General features: G+C 64.0%; 22 protein-coding genes and 1 tRNA gene. 15 read left to right on the top strand and 8 right to left on the bottom strand.

Features of this window, described 5'->3' with window-relative positions; genetic code table 11:
* Positions 1–26: 26 nt before the first annotated feature.
* The 3 genes from ACFI9K_RS23545 to ACFI9K_RS23535 all read right to left on the bottom strand — a co-directional run bounded on the left by ACFI9K_RS23545 (position 27) and on the right by ACFI9K_RS23535 (position 3,813).
* Entirely contained in the window at positions 27–1,136 is a 1,110-nt protein-coding gene (locus tag ACFI9K_RS23545) for a methyltransferase (RefSeq protein WP_462665753.1), read from the bottom strand.
* Positions 1,133–2,275, bottom strand: a complete 1,143-nt coding sequence (locus tag ACFI9K_RS23540; protein WP_462665752.1) for a N(5)-(carboxyethyl)ornithine synthase — start codon at positions 2,273–2,275, stop codon at positions 1,133–1,135. Before ACFI9K_RS23540 ends, ACFI9K_RS23545 begins: the two co-directional genes overlap by 4 nt.
* A gap of 74 nt (positions 2,276–2,349) precedes the next feature.
* Positions 2,350–3,813: an MFS transporter gene (locus tag ACFI9K_RS23535; protein WP_462665751.1), complete on the bottom strand. Its 1,464-nt coding sequence runs from the start codon at positions 3,811–3,813 to the stop codon at positions 2,350–2,352.
* Positions 3,814–3,907: 94 nt separating this feature from the next.
* On the opposite strand from ACFI9K_RS23535, the gene ACFI9K_RS23530 reads away from it, so the two are divergent.
* The gene (locus ACFI9K_RS23530; protein ID WP_462665750.1) at positions 3,908–4,507 is read left to right on the top strand and encodes a TetR/AcrR family transcriptional regulator; all 600 of its coding nucleotides are present in this window, start codon (positions 3,908–3,910) and stop codon (positions 4,505–4,507) included.
* Positions 4,508–4,569: 62 nt separating this feature from the next.
* On the opposite strand, the gene ACFI9K_RS23525 is transcribed toward ACFI9K_RS23530, so the two are convergent.
* Positions 4,570–4,642 (bottom strand) — tRNA-Arg (locus ACFI9K_RS23525).
* 145 nt (positions 4,643–4,787) lie between these two features.
* Here ACFI9K_RS23525 and ACFI9K_RS23520 point away from each other — a divergent pair.
* Both ACFI9K_RS23520 and ACFI9K_RS23515 read left to right on the top strand, forming a co-directional pair.
* Positions 4,788–5,945, top strand: coding sequence for an XdhC family protein (locus ACFI9K_RS23520; RefSeq protein ID WP_462665749.1), 1,158 nt, complete (start codon positions 4,788–4,790; stop codon positions 5,943–5,945).
* 44 nt (positions 5,946–5,989) lie between these two features.
* On the top strand, positions 5,990–8,053 hold the full coding sequence (locus ACFI9K_RS23515) for a cytochrome c oxidase assembly protein (RefSeq protein WP_462665748.1): 2,064 nt from the start codon (positions 5,990–5,992) through the stop codon (positions 8,051–8,053).
* A 7-nt stretch (positions 8,054–8,060) separates the two neighbouring features.
* Here ACFI9K_RS23515 and ACFI9K_RS23510 read toward each other — a convergent pair whose 3' ends face one another.
* Positions 8,061–8,486 carry a MarR family winged helix-turn-helix transcriptional regulator gene (locus tag ACFI9K_RS23510; RefSeq protein WP_462665747.1) on the bottom strand — a complete coding sequence of 142 codons (426 nt, stop codon included), beginning with the start codon at positions 8,484–8,486 and terminating at the stop codon, positions 8,061–8,063.
* Positions 8,487–8,583: 97 nt separating this feature from the next.
* Between ACFI9K_RS23510 and ACFI9K_RS23505 the strand changes: the two genes are divergently transcribed.
* The 8 genes from ACFI9K_RS23505 to ACFI9K_RS23470 all read left to right on the top strand — a co-directional run bounded on the left by ACFI9K_RS23505 (position 8,584) and on the right by ACFI9K_RS23470 (position 20,066).
* Complete coding sequence (locus ACFI9K_RS23505) at positions 8,584–10,380, top strand: ABC transporter ATP-binding protein (RefSeq protein ID WP_462665746.1); 1,797 nt, start codon at positions 8,584–8,586, stop codon at positions 10,378–10,380.
* Between the two features lie 13 nt (positions 10,381–10,393).
* Positions 10,394–11,023 (top strand): IMPACT family protein, encoded by a 630-nt coding sequence (locus ACFI9K_RS23500; RefSeq protein ID WP_462665745.1) that lies wholly within the window; start codon positions 10,394–10,396, stop codon positions 11,021–11,023.
* Positions 11,024–11,190: 167 nt separating this feature from the next.
* The gene (locus ACFI9K_RS23495; protein ID WP_462665744.1) at positions 11,191–11,676 is read left to right on the top strand and encodes a single-stranded DNA-binding protein; all 486 of its coding nucleotides are present in this window, start codon (positions 11,191–11,193) and stop codon (positions 11,674–11,676) included.
* A 126-nt stretch (positions 11,677–11,802) separates the two neighbouring features.
* The gene (gene ettA / locus ACFI9K_RS23490) at positions 11,803–13,482 is read left to right on the top strand and encodes an energy-dependent translational throttle protein EttA (protein ID WP_135042139.1); all 1,680 of its coding nucleotides are present in this window, start codon (positions 11,803–11,805) and stop codon (positions 13,480–13,482) included.
* Position 13,483: 1 nt separating this feature from the next.
* On the top strand, positions 13,484–13,891 hold the full coding sequence (locus ACFI9K_RS23485; RefSeq protein ID WP_222094413.1) for an acyl-CoA thioesterase: 408 nt from the start codon (positions 13,484–13,486) through the stop codon (positions 13,889–13,891).
* A 146-nt stretch (positions 13,892–14,037) separates the two neighbouring features.
* Complete coding sequence (locus tag ACFI9K_RS23480) at positions 14,038–18,861, top strand: NAD-glutamate dehydrogenase (protein WP_462665743.1); 4,824 nt, start codon at positions 14,038–14,040, stop codon at positions 18,859–18,861.
* A gap of 58 nt (positions 18,862–18,919) precedes the next feature.
* The gene (locus ACFI9K_RS23475) at positions 18,920–19,384 is read left to right on the top strand and encodes an acyl-CoA thioesterase (RefSeq protein WP_462665742.1); all 465 of its coding nucleotides are present in this window, start codon (positions 18,920–18,922) and stop codon (positions 19,382–19,384) included.
* Positions 19,377–20,066, top strand: coding sequence for a hypothetical protein (locus tag ACFI9K_RS23470; protein WP_462665741.1), 690 nt, complete (start codon positions 19,377–19,379; stop codon positions 20,064–20,066). The genes ACFI9K_RS23475 and ACFI9K_RS23470 overlap by 8 nt, the downstream gene beginning before the upstream one ends.
* Here ACFI9K_RS23470 and ACFI9K_RS23465 read toward each other — a convergent pair.
* Positions 20,063–21,646 (bottom strand): glycoside hydrolase family 13 protein, encoded by a 1,584-nt coding sequence (locus ACFI9K_RS23465; protein WP_462665740.1) that lies wholly within the window; start codon positions 21,644–21,646, stop codon positions 20,063–20,065. The genes ACFI9K_RS23470 and ACFI9K_RS23465 overlap by 4 nt on opposite strands.
* Before the next feature lie 109 nt (positions 21,647–21,755).
* Between ACFI9K_RS23465 and ACFI9K_RS23460 the strand changes: the two genes are divergently transcribed.
* On the top strand, positions 21,756–22,316 hold the full coding sequence (locus ACFI9K_RS23460; RefSeq protein WP_462665739.1) for a cupin domain-containing protein: 561 nt from the start codon (positions 21,756–21,758) through the stop codon (positions 22,314–22,316).
* A 13-nt stretch (positions 22,317–22,329) separates the two neighbouring features.
* On the opposite strand, the gene ACFI9K_RS23455 is transcribed toward ACFI9K_RS23460, so the two are convergent.
* Together ACFI9K_RS23455 and ACFI9K_RS23450 are read right to left on the bottom strand one after the other, a co-directional pair.
* The gene (locus ACFI9K_RS23455; protein ID WP_462665817.1) at positions 22,330–22,725 is read right to left on the bottom strand and encodes a globin; all 396 of its coding nucleotides are present in this window, start codon (positions 22,723–22,725) and stop codon (positions 22,330–22,332) included.
* A 71-nt stretch (positions 22,726–22,796) separates the two neighbouring features.
* Positions 22,797–23,756: a mechanosensitive ion channel family protein gene (locus ACFI9K_RS23450; RefSeq protein WP_462665816.1), complete on the bottom strand. Its 960-nt coding sequence runs from the start codon at positions 23,754–23,756 to the stop codon at positions 22,797–22,799.
* Positions 23,757–23,986: 230 nt separating this feature from the next.
* On the opposite strand from ACFI9K_RS23450, the gene ACFI9K_RS23445 reads away from it, so the two are divergent.
* From ACFI9K_RS23445 to ACFI9K_RS23435, 3 genes are all read left to right on the top strand, one after another.
* Entirely contained in the window at positions 23,987–24,649 is a 663-nt protein-coding gene (locus tag ACFI9K_RS23445) for an HNH endonuclease (protein WP_462665738.1), read from the top strand.
* 82 nt (positions 24,650–24,731) lie between these two features.
* Positions 24,732–24,983, top strand: coding sequence for an aa3-type cytochrome oxidase subunit CtaJ (ctaJ, locus tag ACFI9K_RS23440; protein WP_462665737.1), 252 nt, complete (start codon positions 24,732–24,734; stop codon positions 24,981–24,983).
* Positions 24,970–25,445 (top strand): DUF5130 family protein (locus tag ACFI9K_RS23435; protein WP_222094613.1); only part of this gene is annotated, 476 nt, incomplete at its 3' end. The genes ctaJ and ACFI9K_RS23435, both read left to right, overlap by 14 nt.

The raw sequence follows: 25,445 nt of genomic DNA, 5'->3' as shown, positions 1-25,445 counted from the left end.
GCGTAGTCGTGTCTCGGACGTAGAACCTAGCGTCGGCGCAGTCGCCACAGCGACGTGGTCTCGCGAGCGCGAGCCTCGTGCAACACGTCGGAGGCATCGGTCACTCGTGGATGCGACGGCACGGTATCGAGCCGATCGACGACGGTCAGGCCGGCTTTGTCGATCGACGCGAGCAGTTCTGTGCGCGTTGCCAATCCGAGCAACTCGGCGAGGTCCGACAACACCAGCCAGGCCTCGCCGTCGGGCGTGAGGTGTCCGCCGAGGCGGCTGAGAAACGACTTCAGCATGCGAGAACCGGGATCGTAGACGGCATGCTCGATCCCCGACGTCGGCTTGGTGGGGATCCACGGCGGGTTGCAGACGATCAATCCCGCGCGGCCGCTCGGGAAGATGTCGGTCTGGACCACCTCGACGCGATCGGAGTACCCGAGGGCGTCGATGTTCGCCTGTGCGCAGGCGACCGATCGCGGGTCCTTGTCGGTAGCGACCACGGCAGGCACGCCCCGGCGCGCGAGTACCGCCGCGAGCACACCAGAGCCCGTCCCGATGTCGAAAGCCCGGTCCACGGCTGGCAACGGCGCATCGGCGACGAGCTGGATGTACTCGCCGCGGACAGGGGAGAAGACCCCGTAGTGCGGGAGGATCGAGGCGTCCAGAGCCGGTACGAACACGCCCCTGCGGCGCCACTCGTGCGCGCCGATGATGCCGAGCAATTCCCGCAGCGACAGCACACACGGCGACGCGTCCGGACCCAGCGCTTCCGAAACGGCCGCTCGCACATCCGGTGCTCGGCCGAGATTTAGACGCAGATCCGAATCGAGTTGCACCAGAAGCATTCCCAATACCCGGGCACGACGCGCCTGGTACTGACGATGCAGGTGAAACTGTTCGGTGGGAGACGCGTTCTCGGGCGGTGTGGCCGGGGGTAGCCGCCGCGTCATCGCAGACAGGAGCTGCCGCGCGTTGTTGTAATCGCCACGCCACAGCAGTGACTCGCCGATCGTCGCCAGCTTGTAGGCCACATCCGCCGTGGTGGCGTCATCGACGATGCGGACCACGCGCGGTGGTGGTGCACCGTTCTCGGACTGCCATCGCGCGGACCGTTCGGTACCGTCCTCGACCCACGTGACGTTCATGCTGCGACGTGCGGGTACTCCGCACTGCGGTGTTGGAAGGCAAGGATATTGGGGTTGACGATGACGCCCTCCTTGATTTCGATCGATCGCTCGATGGTGGAATCCGCGCTCCACGCCGAGGGGCCGTCGAGCACGATCCGCAGGTACGGCAACAGCGATTCGCTGATCTCCCAGGTGGCCGAATTCCACAGGTAGGACGGACTGTGGTCGACGGCGTAGTACCGGACGTTGTTGCCCACGGTGAACATGGGATCGGCGAACGACGTGGGCTTGGCCCACTCGAATCCCATACCCTCGTCGCAGGAGACATCTACCACGAGGGTGCCGGGTGCGAGGGTGGGTAGGTCCTGGTTCGTCAGGAACGTCAACGGCGAATTGGTATCCTGCAGAACACAATTGACGATTACGTCGTGGTCGGCCAAGAAGCGTGACAGCGGTACTCGACCGTCCGGAGTGAGTGCTCGACTCTGGCGAGGATCGGCGTCGTCGAGATCGAAATTGACGATGTTGGCCGAATGGATCGGAGAACTCACCGCAGTGACTCCGCGTTGCGTGAGCACGTCCACATCGTGAATGCCGTGGGCGTTGAGGGCCGTGACCGCACCGCGAGCGGTGGCACCGAATCCGATGACCGCAGCACGCAACCGGCGGCCGTAGTCCCCGGTGGATCCGATCAATTGCAGCGCGTGCAGCACCGAGCAGTAGCCGGCCAACTCGTTGTTCTTGTGGAAGACATGCAGATTGAACGAGCCCTCGTTGGTCCAGTGGTTCATGGCCTCGAACGCGATCAGTGTCAGCCTGCGATCGACGGCGATCTGGGTGAGCTTTTCGTCCTGTACACAGTGCGGCCAGCCCCAGAGTGTCTGCCCCGGCCGTAAGGATGCAAGATCTTCCGCCTGCGGCTTGGGCAACAGAATCACGTCGCACTCGGCGACGAGTTGGTCGCGGGTGCGAATACCGGCTACCTGCGTAGCCAGCTGATCGTCCGAAATTCCGAACGGTTCACCGTAGCCGGACTCGAGAAACATGCGACCCCGAATATCGGCATCGATTCGATCGAAGTGAAGTGGATGGATCGGAAGTCGACGCTCATCGGGCTTGCGCGAACGTGAGAGGACTCCGAGAGTGAGCTGATGCACGTATGACCCTTCGTTACCTCCAAGTCAACCACAGCGAGCTGGGGCAGATTACGTTCGCGCTGGTCAGCACATGGCTATCGTTCGTGGGTCAGCTCGGGTACCTCGGCTGCCTCGGCAATATGCGCTGATGCCGCACGCAACGTCGGGATGAACCCGGCCAGAACGAGGGAGAGGACGGCGGCACCGGCGGCTACACCCATCGTGACGTGGAAAGCGGCTTCCGACGGAATCTCTCGGCCGCCTGCGCTGACGGTGAGCTGAGCCAGGATGACGCCGGCGACCGCGCTGGCGAACGACGTTCCGAGAGAACGCATGAGCGTGTTGAAGCTGTTGGCCGCTCCGGTTTCCGACGCCGGAACCGCGCCCATGATGAGTGCAGGCATCGCGCCGTACGCAAGGCCGATGCCTGCGCCGATCACCAACGAGATCAAGACCAGTAGCCAGACGGCATCCAAGGTGACGGCACCGATGAGGTAGCCGACCGCAATGACCGCGGCACCCAGCATCAGTGTCGTTTTCGGGCCGCGTGTGGTGGTGATACGGGCCGACAGTGGGGCGACGAACATCATGACGATGCCCGAGGGGGCCATGACCACACCAGCGGCGAGGATCGACTGGCCCAATCCGTATCCGGTCTCGGTGGGCAGTTGCAGAACCTGCGGGAAGACCAAAGACATTGCGAACAAGGCGAATCCGATGGCGATCGAAGAGAGGTTGGTGAACAGGATCTGGCGCCGCATGGTCACTCGAAGGTCCACGAGGGGTAGCGGTGTGCGTAGTTCCCACCAACCCCAGAACAGAAACGCAGCGGCGGACAGCGCCAACAGCCCTATCGTCGTTCCGCCGGTCCAGCCCCAACTCGAACCCTTCGAGATCGCGAGAAGCAACGACACGAGCGCGATCGACAGTGCGGCGGCACCAGGGAAGTCGAAGCTGCCCCCTGCTCGTACCGTCGATTCGGGGACGACGACTACGACGAGCACGGTGACGACGACGCCCAGAGCGGCCGACGTCCAGAAAAGAAAGTGCCAGTCTGCGTACTCGGCGATCAATGCGGCGGCCGGCAGGCCGAGCGCTCCGCCGATTCCGAGCGAGGCACTCATGAGTGCGACGGAACCGGCGAGTTTCTCGCGGGGCAGGACGTCGCGCATCACGCTGATACCGAGGGGGATGACACCCGATGCCAGGCCTTGGAGGACGCGGCCGACGATCAGCGGCATGACGGTGTCACTGAGTGCGCCGACAACGGAACCGAGAATGAGAAGTGCGAGCCCGACCAGGAGTAAGCGTCGTTTGCCGAACATGTCGCCGAGGCGACCCATCACCGGGACGGCAACCGCGCCGGCCAGAAGTGTTGCCGTCACGACCCACGCGGTGTCCGATGCAGGGGCGTTCAGCAGGGTCGGCAACTGCGGGATGATCGGAATGACCAGTGTCTGCATCAATGAGACGACGATGCCGGCGAACGCCAGAACTGCGACGATGCCGTTGGTGCCGAGTGCTTTCGGTGCCGCGCCGTCCGGTGAAAGTGCAGGCATGCCACTCCTCTGGTAATCGGTTGGTAAAGTATTTAAATCGACTGACTTAAACAAGTTAAGTCATATGATTGAACGTGGCAAACGGAGGGTGTAGATGCACAGCGACGACACGCGCGACGTGATCTTGGTGGCCGCTGAACGGCTGTTCGCCGAGCGTGGTGTGCTCGCGGTGTCCAATCGTCAGGTCAGCGAGGGTGCGGGACAGCGAAACAGTTCGGCTGTCGGCTACCACTTCGGCACCAAGAACGACCTGGTACTGGCGATCGTCGAGAAACATGCGCGGCTCATCGAAGATCACCGCACCCGGATGGTGGCGGACGTCGAGGGGTCTACCGATCTCCGTCTCTGGATATCGTGCCTCGTTCTTCCCTACATCGAGCATCTTGCATCGATCGGTGAATCCTCGTCGTACGCCCGGTTCAGTGCGCAGGTCATGACGGATCCCACACTGCGCGGACTGATCTACGAGACGGCTCTGGAATCGCCCGCCCTACGCCGAATTCTGGAGGGAGTGCGCAGTTGCGTCGGCGATCTTCCGGAATCTGTACGCAGGACGCGCGGCGACATGGTTCGGCAGTTGATCGTGCACATGAGCGCCGAGCGAGAAAGACACAATCCCGAGGGTTGGACGGACTTCGGAACGGATCTCGTGGACGCCATGGTCGGGTTGTGGAGTGCGCCGGTCACCCGGTGACATCGCCGGTCTCGGTGAGCGCGAACCTAACGTGCCATGTGCATTGTGCCTGGTCTCGAGTGTGCCCCCGGCAGGATTCGAACCTGCGACCAAGGGATTAGAAGGCCCTTGCTCTATCCCCTGAGCTACGGAGGCTGGCGCGTGCGGGCAAGCCCGCTCGAGCACGGTTGACGAGTGTACCTTTCCTTACACGCCGATCGCGCAGGCATGGGTTGGGCGACGGCACCAGCGGGAAAGCGATGATCTCGAACATCGCTCGTACCCAGGTGAGGGAGATCGAATGCAGGACGTGCTCGACGACGCGCTGCACTCGTGGCGCTCCGGCGACATCGCGGCAGTGGCAACGGTGATCCGGACCTTCGATTCCGCGCCGCGTCCGGTGGGAGCGTCGATGGTGGTCGGCTCGGACGGTGCGGTTGCCGGTTCGGTGTCGGGCGGCTGTGTGGAAGGGGCCGTCTACGAGCTCGCGCAGGACGTCCTGCGCACCGGCCTTCCGGTTCTCACTCGATACGGAGTGTCCGACGACGAGGCGTTCGCCGTGGGGCTCACATGCGGCGGAACGCTCGACGTTTTCGTCGAGGCACTCTCGCAGCACACGTTCCCCGAGTTCGGCTCTGTCGTGGAGGACGTGCGCAACAACGTTCCCGTCGCGGTGGCGACCGTGATTTCGCACACCGATCCGGAACGCATCGGCCGGAGAATGGTCGTCGGAGAAGGAGGTACCCGCGGTTCACTCGGCAGTGCGCGGGCCGACGCGGCCATCGCCGACGACGCGAAAGGGCTTCTGGCAGCCGGCCGTTCGGCGGTCGTGACGTACGGGCCCGACGGTCAGCGACGAGGTGAGGGCATGGAAGTGTTCGTGTCCAGCCACGCACCGCCGGCTCGAATGTTGGTGTTCGGGGCCATCGATTTCGCCGCGGCAGTGGCGCAACAGGGTGCTTTTCTCGGCTATCGCGTCACCGTTTGCGATGCGCGTGCAGTGTTCGCTACCCCGCAGCGATTTCCCGCCGCCGAGCAGGTCGTCGTCGCCTGGCCGCACGACTATCTGGCGGCGCAGTGGTCGGCGGGGGAGTTGGACGAGCGAACTGTCGTCTGTGTGCTCACCCACGACCCGAAATTCGACGTTCCACTGCTCGAGGTGGCATTGCGCCTGCCGACTCTGGCGTTCGTCGGTGCGATGGGCTCCCGCCGTACTCACGACGACCGCACAGCTCGATTGCGGGCAGCGGGGCTGACGGAGATCGAACTCTCCCGGCTCGCCAGCCCGATCGGGCTCGACCTCGGCGCTCGTACCCCTCAGGAGACCGCGGTGTCGATCGCGGCCGAGATCATCGCGAGTCGCTGGGGCGGCACCGGTGAGCCATTACGCGCCCGACCCGGTCGCATCCACCACGACTCCGACGAGAAGGCACACGAGGGCGAGTACGACGCTGTGTAGGACTCGCCTTTCGGGTATTGCCGATCACCTCCTACTCTGGAGGTATGGCCACACCGGATCTCGACAAGACCGAACCGTCGACCGCTGCACCGTCGGCGGACGATGTGCGGACGAACCCGGATCCACGTTCGGCCTCGACGACGGTGTTCGTCACGGCCGGCGTCATCGCCGGTGTGGTTGCCGCCCTCATCGTCATGCTCTCCGCTTCCGACGCATTGGTGTTGCTCGGAATCCCGGACCCGGGCCCGGCCACCACCTACGGTCTGCCCGCCCTGCGGGCGATCGGAGAGATCGCCGCCGTCATAGCCATCGGTTCCTTCCTGCTGGCCGCGTTTCTCGTGCCGCCGCAGAAGAACGGCGTCCTCGACGTCGATGGCTACCGGGCAGTGCGCACGGGCTCGGTCGCATCCATTGTGTGGGCCGTGTGCGCGCTTCTTCTCGTTCCACTGACCTTGTCCGATACCTCCGGTCAGCCGTTCGCAGAGGCCATCAAGCCGGCAAACCTGTGGATCGCGCTCGATCAGGTGGAGATTGCCGGTGCGTGGCGTTGGACGGCGATCATGGCCGTGGTGCTGGCGATAATCTCGCGCACGGTGTTGCGATGGTGCTGGACCCCGGCGCTGCTCGCACTCTCGCTGGCGACGCTGCTGCCGATCGCGTTGAGCGGCCACTCGGCGGCGGGCGGTTCGCACGATGTCGCGACCAACAGCCTGATCCTGCACCTCGGAGCTGCATCACTGTGGGCAGGCGGCCTGTTCGCGCTGCTGGCGCACGTACGCAGGTCGGGCGCGCACACCGACGTCGCGGCGCGCAGGTTCTCCACCATCGCCGGAATCTGCTTCGTCGTCATGGGTATCAGCGGCGTCATCAACGCGTTGGTGCGGGTGTCTCCGGCCGACCTGTTCACCACCACCTACGGCCTGTTGATCGTGGGAAAGATCGTCGCATTGATCGTGCTCGGTGGATTCGGGTGGATGCAGCGACGCAACTCACTGCCGGCCCTGGCCGCCGACCCCACTGCCCGCGGGCCGTTGCTCCGCTTCGCCGGGGCCGAGGTCCTTGTGCTCGCCGCGACCATCGGCCTCGCCGTCGGGCTCGGGCGCACACCTCCGCCGGCCGCGGTCGATCCCGATCTCACACCCGCCGAGGCAGAACTCGGATACGACCTGAGCGGCCCGCCCACCTTTGCGCGCATGGCATTCGACTGGCGCTTCGACCTGATATTCGGCACCGCCGCAATCGTCATGGCCGTGGTGTATCTGATCGGCGTCCGCCGTCTGCGGTTGCGCGGCGACGCGTGGCCGATGGGCCGCACCGTTGCGTGGCTCCTGGGCTGCCTCACGCTGTTGGTCAGCACGTCCTCGGGTATCGGACGTTATTCCACGGCCGTGTTCAGCGTCCACATGACCGGACACATGATGCTCTCGATGCTGGCACCGGTCCTCCTTGCGCTCGGCGGGGCGCTGACGCTGGCGCTGCGAGTTCTACCCGCTGCGGGTAAGAACGGTGTCCCCGGTATGCGGGAATGGTTGTTGATCGGTCTGCACAGTCGCCTCTCGCAGTTCGTCACTCACCCACTCGTCGCGGCACTGATCTTCGTCGGCGGCTTCTACGTGCTGTACCTCGGCGGGATATTCGGTGCCGTGCTGGACAGCCACGGCGCGCACCTGCTGATGAATCTGCATTTCGTGCTCAGCGGCTACCTGTTCTACTGGACCGTCATCGGGGTCGATCCGTCGCCGCGCAAGATCGCCCCGGTCACCAAGTTGGCCGTGGTATTCGGTTCGCTGCCGTTCCACGCATTCTTCGGCGTGGCCCTGATGAGCATGAACACCGTCATGGGTGCGTGGTTCTACAGGACGCTCGGATTGGATTGGAACACCGATCTCCTGGGAGACCAGAAGCTCGGCGGCGGCATCGCGTGGGCAACCGGAGAGGTGCCACTGGTGCTCGTCATGCTCGCACTGCTCATCCAGTGGTCCCGCAGCGACGATCGCGACGCCAGGCGCGGTGACCGAGCTGCCGAACGAGATCACGATGCCGACCTGGCCGCACACAATGCGATGTTCGCCGAGCTGGCCCGCCGGGACCGCGCCGGCGGGCAGTAGAGCCCGCTCAGTCGCTGCCGGCGATCTTGTGCAGAAGCCGAGCCAGCTCGGTGCGTTCGGCAGGCGTGAGGTCGTCGAACATGTCCGCAGACACCTGACGTCGGGCGTCGTCGACGCGGTCGAGCAGGGCGCGGCCGGCATCGGTCAGCTGCACCAGAACTGCGCGTCGGTCGCTCGGGTCGGGAACACGGGTCACCAGATCTACCGCTTCGAGTGAGTCGACGATGTCGGTGGCCGACCGCGCAACGATGCGTAGATGCTCGGCCAGGTCGCGTAATCGAACCGAGTCCCGTTCGCGGGCCAGGACGTGCAGTGCTCGGCTCTGCGACGGGTTGAGTCCGAACGGTTCCAGGGCGGTCATGTGGCTTCGTCGGATTCTTCGGGCGACGGCCATGAACGAATCGCTCAGGTTGGGCGAGTGTCCGGTGTTCATGAGACGGATCATAGCGAGGCTTGCTAGTTACCTCATAGTGAGGTAACCTCTGCATATCGCATCAGCGATCATCACTTCGAATTCTCCGGAGACCTACTTGGAAAGCCGACCCGAACGTTCTCTTCCCGTATCCGATCCAGCACCCGTCAGCCGAGTCCTGGCTCTGTTCACGCCGTATCGGCGCAAGATTGCCCTTGTCAGCGCAATCATCGTGGCCAGCGCGGTCATCGCGCTCGCCTCTCCCTTACTTCTTCGCGAACTCCTCGATCATGCGATCCCCGACCGTGACGTCACCCTCGTCACCCTCATCGCGCTCGGCATGATCGCAGTTGCAGTCGCCACCAACACTCTCGGCGTCGTCCAGACCTGGATGTCCAACGGCGTCGGTCAGCAACTCATGCACGACCTCCGCGTACAGGTCTACTCGCACCTGCAGCGGCAGTCCCTCGGATTTTTCGCACGTACGCGCACCGGCGAGGTGCAGTCACGCATCGCCAACGACATCGGCGGTATGCAATCCGTCGTCACCAACACCGCGACGTCCATCGCGCAGAACGCGACGACCGTCGTAGCTACGGTGATCGCACTCTTTCTGCTGGACTGGAAGCTCGCGATCTTCTCGTTGATCATCCTTCCCGTCTTCGTTCGCGTCGCCCGCCGCATCGGCGACGAGCGCCGCAAGATTTCGACCAAGCGGCAGAAGTTGCTCAGCGACCTCTCTGTTCAGATCGAGGAATCTCTCTCTGTCAGCGGCATTCTGCTCGGCAAGACCACCGGTTCTGCGAAAGTGTTGACCGAGAAGTTCGCCGACCGATCTCACGAAGTGGCCGGGGTCGAACTCGCAGCCATGATGGCCGGAAAGTGGCGGATGGCCACCATCCAGATCAGCTTCGCCGTGATGCCTGCCCTGGTGTACTGGTTCGCCGGCATCACCATCGGGCAGGGGAGTGCCCTGACGATCGGCACGCTGGTCGCCTTCACTGCCCTGCAAACTCAATTGTTCCGCCCCACCATGCAATTGCTCAACACCGGTGTCGAGGTGCAGGCCTCACTCGCCCTGTTCGGGCGGGTGTTCGAGTACCTCGATCTGCCGATCGACGTTGCCGAGCCGGCACATCCGGTAGCGCTGCCTCGCGAGGCCGTACACGGCGACGTCGCCTTTCGTAGCGTCGACTTCACCTACGCCGCGGCAACTGTTCCGACTCTGAGCAATATCGACCTCGAGGTTCCGGCCGGAAGCACTCTGGCTCTGGTCGGAGCCACCGGCTCGGGTAAGACCACTCTCGGTTACCTTGTTGCGCGACTGCATGATCCGACATCCGGATCGGTGACCATCGACGGCATCGACCTGCGAGAGATGGCGTCGGAGAACATCGCCGATCTGGTCGGCGTCGTGTCGCAGGAGACCTACCTGTTCCACGCCACGATTCGAGAGAACCTTCGATTCGCCAAACCCGATGCCACCGACGAGGAGATCGTCGCAGCCGCCCGAACGGCGCAGATTCATGACTTCATCGTCGGACTCGACGAGGGTTACGACACGATGGTCGGTGAGCGAGGATACCGATTCTCCGGTGGCGAGAAGCAACGGATCGCGATCGCGCGAACCGTACTGCGGAACCCGCCGATTCTGGTACTCGACGAAGCGACCAGTGCCCTCGACAACCGCACCGAACGTGCAGTGCAAACGGCGCTGGACGGTCTGATGCACGGCCGTACGACCATCCTCATCGCGCACCGGTTGTCCACGGTGCGCGGCGCGGACCGGATCGCCGTACTCGACCACGGGGTCGTTCGCGAGGTAGGAACTCACGAATCCCTGTTGGAGCAGGGCGGCATGTACGCCCAATTGGTCAAAGCCGCAGACGATGTCGTGAACACCGTGGCAGCGTGAGTGAGACCGGGTGATGCCACTGCGGACCATCGCGGGCCGCGTCGAGTGCGAGATCGAGATCAAGAAGTCTCGCTTCGTCGCGGTTGTCGATCGCGCGGCCACCGAAGCAGATGCGCGAGCGATGATCGAGGCCGCCCGTAGATCGGAACCGGCTGCTGGACATCACTGTTCGGCGTTCATCGTCGACTTCTCGCTCGACGATCCCCGCATCGAGCGATCCAACGACGACGGTGAACCCAGTGGTACAGCAGGGATGCCGATGCTCGACGTGCTGCGGGGGCATTGCCTGACGAACGTCGTCGCGGTGGTCAGCAGATATTTCGGTGGAACCAAGCTCGGCACCGGTGGCCTGGCCCGCGCATACTCCGGTGCGGTGGCCGAAGCTCTGTCCGGAGCGTCATTTCTGACCCGGCAGCGACGCGAGATCATGACGCTCGAACTCGACCACGCCGAGGTGGGGCGAATCGAAGCAGAACTGCGAGGGCACGGCGTCGTCGTGCTGGGGACGTCCTATGCGGTTCGTGCAGTTCTGACCGTCGCGGCAGTCGACTCCGATTCGGTTGCAGCACTTGTCGCCTCGCTCACCGCCGGTCGCGTGGCTCCAGTGCCTGGCGGGCACATGTACGCGGAGATTGCGGACTAGCACAACCCCCCGACACAGCAGGGTCCGACGAGGTTCGATTCGGGCCGTTCATCCACAGGGCGTGCGTTCGTCCACATTTTGCGAACACGTTCACCACGGACGTCGTGGGCGTAGCACTCTCGAATTCGATCGCAACCACGCGATACGAATCGAGAGGCACAAGACCAATGTACGAAGCACAATGCGCCGTGATCGGCACAGTCATCACCAACCCCGTCAAGCGGTCCACCCCGACCGGCGACGAAGTCCTCAGCTTTCGGATGGCCAGCAACGCTCGGCGTCAGGACCGAAACACCGGCGAATGGACGGACGGCGGAACCCTTTACCTGACGGTCACGTGCTGGCGTCGTCTCGTTCGCGGCGTCGGAGCCTCGCTGATGAAAGGCGATCCCATCATTGCCTACGGGCAGCTGCGAACCAACGAATACACCAATCGGGACGGACTCGAACGCGCCGATCTCGAGATGAGCGCCAGTGCGGTGGGTCCGGACCTGGCGCGGTGCAACGTCTCGATCCATCGGGCGAAGGCAATGGTGCCCGACGCGGCGACGGACTCGGACCCGGGAACGGCGGAACCCTTCGACGTCGAGCGGGAATCGATCGAGGATCGTGAATCGATCGACGAGGACCTTCGAGAGTCGGTACCGGCCTGAACCACTCCCGGCGTCCGCCGTCCACGCTGCATCGGAACCTTCGATCGAGTGTGGACGGCGGATGCGGGCCGGGCGCCTTCTCGGGCGATGGTGTTCGGATGCACTCGCACCGATAAGCTGGCACCCATGGCTGAATTCATTTACACCATGAAGAAGGTGCGCAAGGCGCACGGCGACAAAGTCATCCTCGACGACGTGACGATGAGCTTCTATCCGGGAGCCAAGATCGGCGTCGTCGGCCCCAACGGCGCCGGCAAGTCCAGCATCCTCAAGATCATGGCGGGAATCGATCAGCCCGGAAACGGTGAGGCGTTCCTCGCTCCCGGTGCCTCGGTCGGCATCCTGATGCAGGAACCGATCCTCGACGACACCAAGACCGTGCGCGAGAACGTCGAAGACGGACTCGGCGAGACGATGGTCCAGCTCAAGCGGTACAACGAGATCGCCGAGCTGATGGCTACCGATTACTCCGACGAGCTGATGGAAGAGATGGGCGAGCTGCAGGAAAAGCTCGACCACGCCGACGCCTGGGAGATCGACTCGCAGCTCGAACAGGCGATGGACGCGCTTCGTTGCCCGCCGCCCGAGTCCCCGGTCACCAACCTCTCCGGCGGTGAGAAGCGCCGCGTTGCTCTGTGCAAGCTGCTGCTCAGCAAGCCGGACCTGCTACTGCTCGACGAACCGACCAACCACCTCGACGCCGAAAGCGTCCTCTGGCTCGAGCAGCACTTGGCCGCGTACTCCGGCGCAATTCTCGCCGTGACTCACGACCGGTACTTCCTCGATCATGTCGCTCAGTGGATTGCCGAGGTCGACCGCGGACATCTGTACCCGTACGAGGGCAACTACTCGACGTACCTGGAGAAGAAGGCAGAGCGCCTCGAGGTCTCGGGCAAGAAGGATCAGAAGCTGCAGAAGCGGCTCAAGGACGAACTCGCCTGGGTTCGCTCCGGTGCCAAGGCCCGTCAGGCCAAGAGCAAGTCGCGTCTGGCTCGCTACGACGAGATGGTGGCCGAGGCGGAGAAGACGAGGAAGCTCGACTTCGACGAGATTCAGATCCCCAACCCGCCGCGCCTCGGCGACGTCGTGGTCGAGGTGAAGAGCCTGGACAAGGGATTCGACGGCCGCGTCCTGATCAAGGATCTGTCGTTCACGTTGCCCCGCAACGGCATCGTCGGCGTCATCGGACCCAACGGTGTGGGTAAGACGACGTTGTTCAAGACCATCGTCGGGCTCGAGGAGCCGGACGGCGGCGAGGTCAAGATCGGCCAGACCGTCAAGCTCAGCTACGTCGACCAGAACCGCTCGGGTATCGACTCGAAGAAGACGGTCTGGGAAACGGTCTCCGACGGCCTGGACTTCATCACCGTGGGCAATTCTGAATTCCCGTCCCGCGCGTACATCAGTTCGTTCGGATTCAAGGGCCACGATCAGCAGAAGCCTGCCGGAGTGCTCTCCGGTGGTGAGCGCAATCGCCTGAACCTGGCGATGACCCTCAAGCAGGGCGGCAACCTGATCCTGCTCGACGAGCCGACCAACGACCTCGACGTCGAAACACTCGGATCGCTCGAGAACGCACTCGAAGAATTCCCCGGTTGCGCTGTGGTGATCTCCCACGATCGCTGGTTCCTCGACCGAACCTGCACACACATCCTGGCGTGGGAAGGTGGCTTCGGCGACAACGAGGCAGCCTGGTACTGGTACGAGGGCAACTTCGAGGGCTACGAGGCCAACAAGGTCGAGCGTCTCGGGCCCGACGCAGCACGTCCACACCGCGTCACTCACCGGAAGCTGACCAGGGACTGACATGCCGGGAAAAACCTTCACCTGCACACTCCAGGTGCGGTGGGGAGATTCCGATCGCCTCGGGCATGTCAACAACACTCGGTTCGTGGAGTACGTCCAGGAAGGCCGCGTTCAGTTTCTGAACGCGGCCCTCGGGGGATCCACTGGTCGCGGTGCGGTGGTGGTGCGCAGGCTCGTCACCGATTTTCTGCATCCGATTCTCGACGACTCCGGTCCGCTGACGATCGAGCTCTGGGTCACCCACGTAGGAACCACCTCGTACGGCGTCCGGCACGTGGTCAGCGATCGGGACGGAACGGTGTGTGCGGATGCCGAGGCGCTGATGGTTGCCTTCGATCTCGAGACGTCGGCGAAAAGGCCTCTGAGCGATTCCGAACGTGCCGCGCTCGGCGAATATCTCCACTCGTAGTCCCCGCGCCGTGTGAATCGGGCCTGACTCGCTGGTTCGCGAGATCCCTGCGGTTACAGGGTCTTCCACACTAGGGTCGAGGGGTCATCGACGACCGGCGATCGGCGGGCGTCGTGGAAATCCTCACGAGGGAGTACTCGAAAACCATGTCACGCTCGCTGGACCTGACCGACAACGACTGGGCCGACGGGCTCGACGACAGGCTCGTGGCCGAGATGGCCACATTGCGTGCGGAGTATTTCGAGCACACCGACGCCACCGCAGTCGGTGTGTCGGCGCACAGCCCCGACATCACGTCCTTCCGGCGGCACGTGCGACTCGCGGCCGTGCGGGCGCCGCATGTTGCGAACGTCGCCGTTCATCGCCCGAGCGAGTCGGGCTCTGCCGCCCATCAGGCGGCGGGAAGCTACGTGCAGATCGTCACCGACGACATGCCGCTGCTCGTCGAATCGATCATGTCCCTGCTCTCACGGCTCGGTATCGAATACACCGACGTGGTGCATCCCATCCTCTCGGTCCAACGAAACGACGACGGAGTACTCGTCGGCATCGATTCCGACGGTATGGCGGAATCCTGGATACACGTACAGCTGCATCCGTCCACACCCGAGGATGCCGTGGCTCGGCTGGAAGAGGAGACGAAGCGGGTACTGGCCGATGTACGACAGGTAGTCGAGGACACCAACGAGATGCGTCGGGTACAGGGTGCCGTCGCCGACCGATTGGACTCCGGGGGAATCGGCGATCCGAAGTCGGGCGTGGAGCGCCGTGATGCGGCTGCACTGCTGCGCTGGCTCGGCGACGGCCATTACACGTTGCTCGGCTATCGCCGATACGCGATTTCCGGCGAGGGCGATCGATCGGCGACCGGCGTGGCCTCGAGCAGCCTGGGTGTCATGCGCGATGCAGGTCAGCACGGAGACGGACCGGAGCCGGTGGGTGAGCGTGATCTGGTCGCTCTGACTCAAGGTGCATATCCGGCCACCGTCCACCGTGCGGTCTACCCGTACTTCGTCAGTGTGATCGACACCGAGGACTCGGCGGAGCATCGGTTCGTCGGCGTCTTCACTGTCACGGCCCTGCACGAGAACGTTCTCGACATCCCGGTGATCGAGCGGCGAGTGAGGTCGGTGATCGCCAGGTCCGGCCACGATCTCGGTTCCTTCTCCGGTCAGGCCATGCTCGAGGTGTTGCAGTCGATGCCGCGATCGGAACTGTTCGCCACGTCGGCGTCGTGGTTGTTCGACACTGCGAGTGCCGTCCTGGCGCTCGGTCGTCGACGCAAGGTGAAGCTCTTCGTACGGCCCGACGCGAGCGGGTCCTTCGTCAGTGCACTGGTGTACCTGCCTCGAGACAGATACACCACCCGTGTGCGCCTGGCCATTCAGGATCGACTGTTCCGCGAATTGGGCGGAACCTCACTCGATTACACTGCGCGCGTCACGGAATCGGATCTTGCCCTGCTGCACGTGACCGTGCGCCGTGCACCCGGGACCGCGGGGACGGAGTTGTCGGCCGAGGACATCACGCGGATCGAAGAGGCCCTCACCGACACCACCAGAACCTGGGAAGATTCGCTCGGCGACGCCGTCTCTCTCGACCGTGCTGTAGATCCGCTGCGAATCCAGCGCTACACCGACGCGTTCCCGGAGGCGTACAAGCAGGACTTCAGCCCGGCCAGGGCCGTGACCGACATCGCTCGCCTCGAAGCGCTCGGCGACGAGTCGATCGACATGCAGCTCTACCGCAATGAGCAGTCCGCGGTGGGTAGCTGGCGCTTCTCGCTGTACATCGGCGGCGCGGGTGTGTCGTTGTCTCAGGTGTTGCCCATCCTGCAGAGCCTCGGTGTCGAGGTCGACGACGAACGGCCGTACCCGGTGGTCCGACCGGACGGAATGTCTTGCTGGATATACGATTTCGGACTGTCTGCCTCGCGCGAAATGCTGCGATCGGCGATCGACGGAGACATCGACGCAGAGCTGTCCGAGGCGGGTACGGCCGACCGTGAGAGCCGCGTTCAGCACCGCTTCACCGATGCCTTCGCAGCGGTGTGGAGCGGGCGAGCCGAGGCGGACCGGTTCAACGAGCTGGTGATGCGCGCCGGCCTGCACTGGCGGCAGGCAGTGGTGCTGCGCGCGTACGCGAAGTACTTGCGCCAGGCCGGTTTTCCCTACAGTCAGTTCAATATCGAGGGGGTACTGCTGACGCATCCGCGCACGGCGCGGTTACTCGTCGGTCTGTTCGAGGCGCAGTTCGACCCCGAGGTGAGCTCGGAGGAGAACGCGCAGGCGATCGGCATCCAGCTGGGGGAGCTGATCGATCAGGTCGTCAGCCTCGACGCAGACCGCATTCTGCGCAGCATGTTCGAGTTGATTCGCGCGACGCTACGCACCAACCACTTCGTGCTCGGTGCCGACGGCGAACGTCGCGAGTACCTCTCGCTCAAGTTCGACCCGCAATCGATCGCCGAATTGCCCAAGCCGAAGCCGAAATTCGAGATCTTCGTGTACTCACCGCGTGTCGAGGGAGTGCACCTGCGTTTCGGTGACGTGGCCCGCGGCGGCCTGCGCTGGTCGGATCGACGTGAGGATTTCCGTACGGAGATTCTCGGGTTGGCGAAAGCACAGATGGTGAAGAATGCCGTCATCGTCCCGGTCGGGGCCAAGGGCGGATTCGTCGTCAAACGGCCGCCGGTGGTCACCGGCGATGCCGATCGAGATCGCCAGGCCTACGCGGAGGAAGGCAAAGCCTGCTATCGGCTGTTCATCGCCGGGTTGCTCGACATCACCGACAATCTCGATCGCGCAACAGGTTCGGTGTCGGTACCCGCAGGCGTCGTGCGCCGCGACGGAGACGACACCTACCTCGTCGTGGCCGCAGACAAGGGCACCGCGACGTTCTCCGACATGGCCAACGGCGTCGCCGCGCAGTACGGTTTCTGGCTCGGCGACGCGTTCGCCTCCGGTGGGTCGGCGGGGTACGACCACAAGGCCATGGGCATCACGGCCAAGGGTGCGTGGGAAAGTGTCAAACGGCACTTCCGCGAGCTCGGAATCGACACGCAGAGTCAGGATTTCACCGTCGTCGGCGTCGGCGACATGAGCGGAGACGTCTTCGGTAACGGAATGCTGCTCAGCCCACACATTCGTTTGCTCGCCGCCTTCGATCATCGGCACATCTTTCTCGACCCTGACCCGGCGCGGGAGTCGTCGTTCGCCGAGCGAGAGCGCCTGTTCGCGCTGCCGAGGTCGTCGTGGGCGGACTACGACACCTCGCTGATCAGCGAGGGCGGCGGAGTGTGGGAGCGGACGCGTAAATCGGTTCCCATCAGCGCAGCAGCACGCGCGGCGCTCGGCCTGGGCGATTCGGTCGAGTCGTTGTCTCCGCCGGAACTGGTGAACGCGATCCTGAAGGCTCCGGCAGATCTGCTGTGGAACGGCGGAATCGGCACCTACATCAAGGCGTCCACCGAGACCAATGCCGAGGTGGGAGACAAGGCCAACGATGCGGTTCGTGTCGACGGGATCGACGTACGGGCGGCTGTGGTGGGGGAGGGCGGCAACCTCGGTGCCACCGCACTGGGCCGCATCGAATATGCGGCAGCCGGGGGCAAGATCAATACCGACGCCGTCGACAATTCCGCAGGCGTCGACTGCTCCGACCACGAGGTCAACATCAAGATCCTGTTGGAAACGGCCATCACCAACGGCAACCTGGCCCGCGAGGATCGAGACGAGCTACTCGCATCCATGACCGACGAGGTAGGCCGACTGGTGTTGTGGGACAACATCATGCAGAACGAACTGCTCGGCACCTCACGGTTCGATGCGCCGAATCTCGTCACCGTGCACAGTCGGGTGATCGAAGACCTGGAAGTACGGCGTGGACTCGACCGTGAGCTCGAGGCTCTGCCGACCGAGGCCGATCTACGACGACGAAAGCAGGACGGCCGAGGACTCACGTCGCCCGAACTTGCCACGTTGATGGCCCACGTGAAGCTTGCATTGGAGGCGGAACTGCTCGACAGCGAGCTTCCCGACAGCGACGTCTTCGCCCCACGGCTGCCCAAATATTTCCCCGAGCCGCTGCGGGAGCCGTACGCAGACGCGATCAAGGCTCATCCGCTCCGGCGTCAGTTGGTGGCGACGACACTGGCGAACGAGGCCATCGACTGTGGTGGAATCACGTTCCCCTACAGACTGACCGAGGACTCCGGTGCGGCGGGCACCGACGCCATTCGTGCGTTCGCCGCCGCCACCGAGATATTCGGACTCGACGAAGTGTGGAACACCATCCGTGCGGCGGATGTGCCGACCGCTGTCTCGGCCGAATTACTGCTCGAATCGCGTCGCATGCTGGACCGTGTGTCGCGATGGCTGCTGGCCAACCGCCCTCAACCACTGGCTGTCGGTGCGGAGATCAGTCGATACGCCGATCAGGTTCGAGCTCTGCAACCGTCGATGACCCAGTGGATCTCCGGGCACCAGGCGAGTGATCTGGACGCGCGGTCGGGAGCCGCGATCGAACGGGGTGCACCGGCCGGGCTCGCCCGGCGCATCTACGGCCTGCTCGACGTGTACTGCCTACTCGACATCATCGATATCGCAGACATTGTCGATCGAGACGGAGCCGAGGTGGCCGAGCTGTATTTCGCGCTCGACGCACACATCGGAATCGACTGGCTGCTCACCGCCGTCTCCAAGTTGGCCCGTGGGGATCGTTGGCACTCGTTGGCGCGCTTGGCCCTTCGCGACGATCTGTATTCCTCGCTGAGAGGGATCACGCAAGCCGTGCTGGCGGGCGGCGAACCGGACGAGTCGGTGGCAGAGAAGATCGCGGAGTGGGAATCGACCAATTCCTCCCGACTGGCGAGATCGCGTGCGGCGCTGACCGAGATTGCCGAGTCCGGCACCCTGGACTTGGCAACGCTGTCGGTGGCCGCCCGCCAGGTGCGCAACATGATGCCCTGAATCATGCCGCCCCACAATCGGAATTCGTGACACCCGATCGAGAAGAGGAATCGACCACGTGAGTGTGCCTGCAGACCATCTGTCCGACAATCGACCCGCTGCCCAGCGAGTGGGCTTTCACGCCGACGTGGACGTGCGGTGGTCGGACATGGACGCCTATCAACACATCAATCATGCCCGGATGGTGACCCTTCTCGAAGAGGCGCGCATCCCATGGCTTTTGGTGGACGGCAGGCCGACGGCAAATCTGCGGCACGGGGCAGTGATCGCAGATCTGCACGTGAAGTATCGGGGTCAGCTTCGGCACGAGGACGGTCCTCTGGACGTGTTCATGTGGATCGACGCGGTTCGTGCGGTGGACTTCGTCGTGGGATACGAGGTACGAGCGCGAGGGGCATCGCTCGACACTCCGGCGGCGGTGGTGGCCTCGACGCAGATCGCAGCCTTCGATATCGATGCACAGCGGCTGCGCCGACTCACCCCGGACGAGCGCGCGTACCTGGTGAGCTGGCAGCGTGTATGAGCGCGTACTGACCGTTCCCGACGCGGTCGATCGAGAGAACTTGGTGACCTTCTGCACCAGGGCACTGCGGTTGGACGAGGCAGCGGTGATACGCATGAGAACCCGTGAAGGCGGCCGCGTGTCCTGTTGGGCCGGCACCGGATTCGACGCGCTGGCGGCGCGGGTGGTCAGCGGCACGGTGGTGCCCGACGACACGTCCGCTGGTGCCGACGTGCTGGCCGCCGCACTGCAGCGCGCCGAAGAGGGGATGGTCGACCCGGGATTCTCGATGGACTCTGCCTGGCGTGGAGCACTACCGCCGGACGGCGGATTCGAGCACCTCGACGACGTGCCCGCCCGGATACTCGTGGGGCTTGCGCAACGCGGCGCGGCGCTGGCCAAGGAACACGGCAGCAGCCACGGCCCGCCGAGTTCACTGCTCGAGCAGGAGGTTCTGCACGTCGCCAACGGAGCGGACGAAGTGTCGATTTCCATGCGCACCGTATTTGCTTTGACCGCAATGGGATTCGTGCCTCACAGCGGAACCGACCCCTTGACGATCGACGTCGATCCGGACCGGATCGCCGTCGACGAGGTGGTTCGGGTACGCGTTTCCCGGGTGTGGTTACGCCTGGACGCCCGCTACGGGTCGGTGTACGTTCGCCGCGCGGGGCACCAGTTGTCGCTGACTGTCGAGCGCTAGACGAGCCAGGCGGCGGCGTTGGCGTCGAGTCGGCCGTTCACCAGAGGTGCACTGACGAGCAGGATCTCGCCGGGAGGCAGGGGTATCGGCTCGTCGGATGCGTTCAAAGCGCAGATGAGACCGCCGCGTCGGCGAAACGCCAGGCAACCGGGAGGTGCTCCGTACCAATCGATCCCGGCACCGGTGAATTCCGGACGCAGAGCTCGCAACTCGAAGGCCGTGCGGTACAGACTGAGCATCGAATGGACGTCTTCGAGTTGCGCTTCTGCGGTGTGACCGTCCCACTCCGGCGGCATCGGCAACCACGTTCTATCGGTGGAGGAGAACCCGAACGGCGGCTCGTGCCCTTCCCAGGGCATCGGCACTCGGCAGCCGTCACGCCCACGTTCGGCGTGCCCGGATCGCTCCCACACCGGATCCTGCAACACCTCATCGGGCAGTTGTACGTTGGGAAGCCCCAGCTCGGCACCGTTGTAGACGAATATGGTTCCGGGAAGTGCCAATTCGACCAGAATCATGGCGCGGGCGCGGGCGTACCCGACGTCTCCTCCGCCGTACCTGGTGACCTCACGTTCGACGTCGTGGTTCGACAGCGTCCACGTCGGTGTGCCGTCGACGAGTTCGACGGCGGCCAGTGAGTTGGAGATGGCGTCGCGGATTGTCTCGGCGTCGAAATCGACACTGGCCAGACGGAAGTTGAATCCCAGGTGCAGCTCGTCCGGCCTGATGTACTCGGAGAACCGGACATTGTCCTGAACCCAGATCTCGCCGACGGTCACCGTTCCCGGATATTCGTCCATGACGGTTCTGATTCGTCGGTGCAGGTTGTGCACGCGAGGATTGTTGAAGCGCGGATCGTCGTCGTCGTTCTTCATCAGCGCATTGAGTTCGAGACTCATGTCGGCCAGGTCTGCTGGTTTGGCCATGCCGTGTGCCACGTCGAGCCGGAATCCATCCACCCCGCGGTCGAGCCAGAATCTCAGAGTGCGCGCGAAATCGTCGAACACCTCGGGGTTGTCCCAGTTCAGGTCCGGCTGCTCGGGCGCGAAGATGTGCAGATACCACTGACCGGGGGTGCCGTCGGGTTCGGTGACGCGGGTCCAGGCCGGTCCGCCGAAGATGCTCGGCCAATTGTTCGGCGGTTGCGCACCGTCGTCCCCGCGGCCGTCCCGAAAGATGTAGCGAGCGCGCTCGGCGCTGCCCCGCTGCGCGCGCAGAGCCGACCGAAACCACGGGTGCTCGATGCTGGTGTGATTGGGCACCAGATCCATCGTGACCTTGATGTCGCGAGCGTGCGCTTCGTCGACCAGCGCATCGAAGATCTCCAGGCTTCCGAACAGGGGGTCGATGTCGCGGGGATCGGAGACGTCGTACCCGTGATCGGCCATGGGCGATCGGGTGATGGGTCCGATCCAGATCGCGTCGATCCCCAGCAATTCGAGGTATCCGAGCTTGTCCCGAATGCCGTCGAGGTCACCGACCCCGTCGCCGTTGGAGTCCGCGAAAGATCGGGGATAGATCTGGTAGAACACGGCGTCCTGCCACCACAACAACTCGGGGCTTTCGATCGGATCGGTCACAAGTGGCAATAGTGCCAAACGAACGGCCGCGGAACGATTCAGGGGCGTCGAGGGTCAGGTGGGCAGGTTGCCCGCGGTCAACGCCGAGTAAAGCTTTGTGCTCATTCACATGACCGACACGTGCCTGCGGCTTTGGAAAGTGTTGTATGTTCTGGATCGGAAACCAGCAGCGGTGGAAGCCGCGCCCGACGGTGAGGACGCGACCCACGCCATGAATACGTCGACCATCGAAGCCGTACGGCTCGGAGACATTGCACTTGCCGACAGCCCCATCGAACCGACCTGGATTCTCGAAGGAGACCCACACGCGCGGGTTGCCGAGTGGTCCAAGAGCACGGACGGCACCACGACCACCAATGTGTGGGACTGCACCGCCGGCCGCTTCCGTTGGTTCTTCGCGGTGGACGAAATCGTGCACATCATGGACGGTTCGGTGACCGTGTCGAGTGACGATCACCCACCGCGCACCCTGGTCGCCGGCGATGCCGCGCTGTTTCGCGCGGGCAGCTGGACCGAATGGCACGTGGAGAACTACGTGCGCAAGCACGCCATCCTCCGGCAGCACCTGCCGCGGCCGGTGAGCTTCGCCCTCAAGGTCGCCGGAGGTCTGCGTGCCCGGTTGAGCAATCGCTCCAAGGGCGCGAACGCGCAACGCGTCGGATCGCTGTAGCGGGACGCGTCCTCTACAGCGCCGAGTTCACCATCGAATTCGCGGCCATCTCCATGTAATCGGTGAGCTGCGCACGGTGCGCTGCGTCCAACACCGACGCGTCGATGGACGCGATCGCGATGTGCATGCATCGAAGCCATGCATCGCGTTCTATTGGCCCGATGCGAAAAGGGTTGTGACGCATCCGCAATCGCGGATGGCCGCGTTCGTCCGAGTAGGTTCGTGGACCGCCCCAGTACTGCTCGAGGAACATCCGCATCCGCCGTTCGGCCGGTCCGAGGTCCTCCTCGGGGTACAGCGGCCGGACGATCTCGTCCTTGGCGACTTCCTCGTAGAACTTCGCCGTGAGCAACCGAAACGTCTCGGCACCGCCGACCGCGTCGTAGAACGTCTGCTGCGGTTCGGTCATCACACTCTCTCTCGCGTTCATCTGGTCGTTCCTGCAGACCCTCGATCGGCGTCGCTACCGATCATTGTCCCTCAGGAGCCGGACTCGGCCACGACCCCGCCCGGCCTTCCCAATGCGTACGGTGCCTTCACGCCTGCATCGTCGAACGCTTCGAGGATGTCCTGATGGAGGCGGCGCTGGACGGCCCACTGGCGTCCTGGACGCGTTTTGATCGTGATTCGGATGGTGACGGTGTCTGCGCTGACTGCGTTGACCCCGAGCATCTCCGGCGGCTCGAGAATGTCGTTCTCGAAATCGCCGGACTGCACCAGCGACGCAGTGGTGCGTTCGGCAACCTCGAGGGCGTGCTCGATGTTGGCCGTGTGGGAGATGGGCAGATCCAGAACGGCGACCGCGAAGCCCTGGCTCATGTTGCCCACGCGAAGAACTTCGCCGTTGCGGCAGTACCACACCGTGCCGTTGATGTCTCTGATGGTGGTCACCCGCAACCCCACGCTTTCGACGGTGCCGGTGGCCTCACCGAGGTCGACGATGTCGCCGACTCCGTACTGATCCTCGAGCAGCATGAAGATTCCCGACAGGAAGTCTCGCACCAGGTTCTGAGCACCGAATCCGAGTGCGACGCCGACGATTCCCGCGGAGGCGATGAACGGAGCGACATTGACGCCCACCACGTCGAGCACCGACAGAACGAACCAGGTCAGGATCATGACCGAGACGGCCGACTTGAGTACCGAGCCGATCGTGCTGGCGCGCTGCTTGCGGCGTTCGTTGAGGATTGCGCCCTTGACGGTGCTGGACGAGCGGTCGCGAAGCGGGCGCAGAAGAATAGGCGACTTTCCGCCGCTGTTGCTGGTGAAACGGTTGATCATCCGGTGCAGAACCAGGCGCAGCACAACGGCGAGCAGCAGATAGCCGAGGACCTGCAGCGGACGGTGGACCAACCAGTCGCGTCCGGTGTCGGTCAACTCGAAGGCGCGAATGTCGAGGTCCTGTAGCAGCGACAGTTCGGGTAGTGGTGATACGGACAGAAGGGTTGATACAGCCACCCGAAAAGTCTACGGAGAGACAGAAATCTTGCCAGTCTCGCTGCGCATGGCGCGTCGTGCGGCCGTCGCGAGCGCGACGACGCGAAATGTTCACCCATCGGCAACAGGAAATGCGGAGAAAAAGCCTGTGCGCGGGCGGTGCATTCGTGTTCCACTGTGAATCGTGTTCCACGCAAGCCATGCGCGGACGCCGACTGGTTCTGGAGTAACGCATGAAGAACTCGCAACACCGCCATCGACAACTTCCGCCCACTGCGGGCCGCATCGCGCACGACCAGCGTGAGACGGCCTCGGGGGCTTCTCCGCTGCGCGTGGTGCCGACGGCCCACGATGCCACGGGCGACGACGCCGTTCCGGCGTGGGTCAAGCGCCGTGTGCTGCTCCTCAACGCCACCTTCGAGCCACTGACCGCGCTTCCCATGCGCCGGGCGGTGGTTCTTCTCGTTTGTGGGAAGGCCGACGTGGTGCACGACGATCCGGAAGGACCGTTCATTCGATCGGCCGGATTCTCGGTGCAGGTGCCGTCGGTGATCAGGCTGCGGACCTTCGTTCGCGTTCCGTATCGGGCCCGAGTGCCGATGACGCGTGCGGCGCTGATGCATCGTGACCGGTTCCGGTGCGCGTACTGCGGAAGCAAGGCAGAGACGGTCGACCACGTGGTTCCGCGAAGCCGCGGAGGAGGCCATTCGTGGGAGAACTGCGTTGCATGTTGCGCGTCGTGCAATCACCGCAAGGCCGACAAGCTGCTCAGCGAGATCGGGTGGACGTTGCGCGCGCAGCTGGTGCCACCGAAGGGGCCGCACTGGCGTCTGCTCGCAACGACGAAGGAATTGGACCCGAGTTGGCTGGCCTATCTCGGGGAGGGTGCGGCCTGACGGCTGATGTCTGCGGGTAATTCGGTCACAACACCGGCCCCGACGTGGTCCTACGCGCAATTGTCGACTAACGTCACACCCTGTGAGCATTTTAGAGACCACGCTGATTTTCGGGGTGATTCCGGTTGCCATCATCGGAATCGTCGGCGCGTTGTCCTTCTTGACCGACAAGCAGCCCGGTATGGATGTTCCTCCTTACCGACTGACGGACGAGTGGACGCGCGGGCCATTGCTGTGGAGCGCAACGGACGAGGTGACTCCCTTCGGAGGCCACGGATCGCACGATGCCGACGCAGCCGACTCGATCGGAGGTGCTGCAAGTGGCAAGTGGTGAACTCGTCCGCAGCGACATCAAGGAAGAAGATCTGCCGTTCGGCGCTGCGCTGACCTCGAGCGGTCGCGTCTCGGTTGCTCACGAGTTCGGGACGACCAATCCGGAACACCTGCCGTTTGCGACGCAGGAACTGGTGGCTCTCGACGACGCCCTGACCGAGGCCACTCGACAGACGAAGATCAGGTTCAACGTCTACGTCGGCGACCTCGGGGACGATCCCGCCGTCGGTGTCGAGTCGGTCTTTCCCGGCACACCCGACGCCGTTCGATCCATTCTGATCGCCGTCGACCCCAATCGTCACGCCCTCGAGATCCGCAGTGGTAAGCGAGTGTCGAACCGAGCAACCGACCGGGTTGCGCAGTTGGGTGTGACCGCCGCTCTCGGCCCGTTCCGCGACGGCAACCTCATCGACGGTCTCGTCGCCTCCGTGCGAGTGATGGCTGCATCCATCCTCAGTCCGTA

The organism is Rhodococcus sp. PSi06, assembly GCF_054960675.1.
The sequence above is the reverse complement of the archived record's forward strand: the minus strand, read 5'-3'. Positions and strand labels throughout refer to the sequence as shown.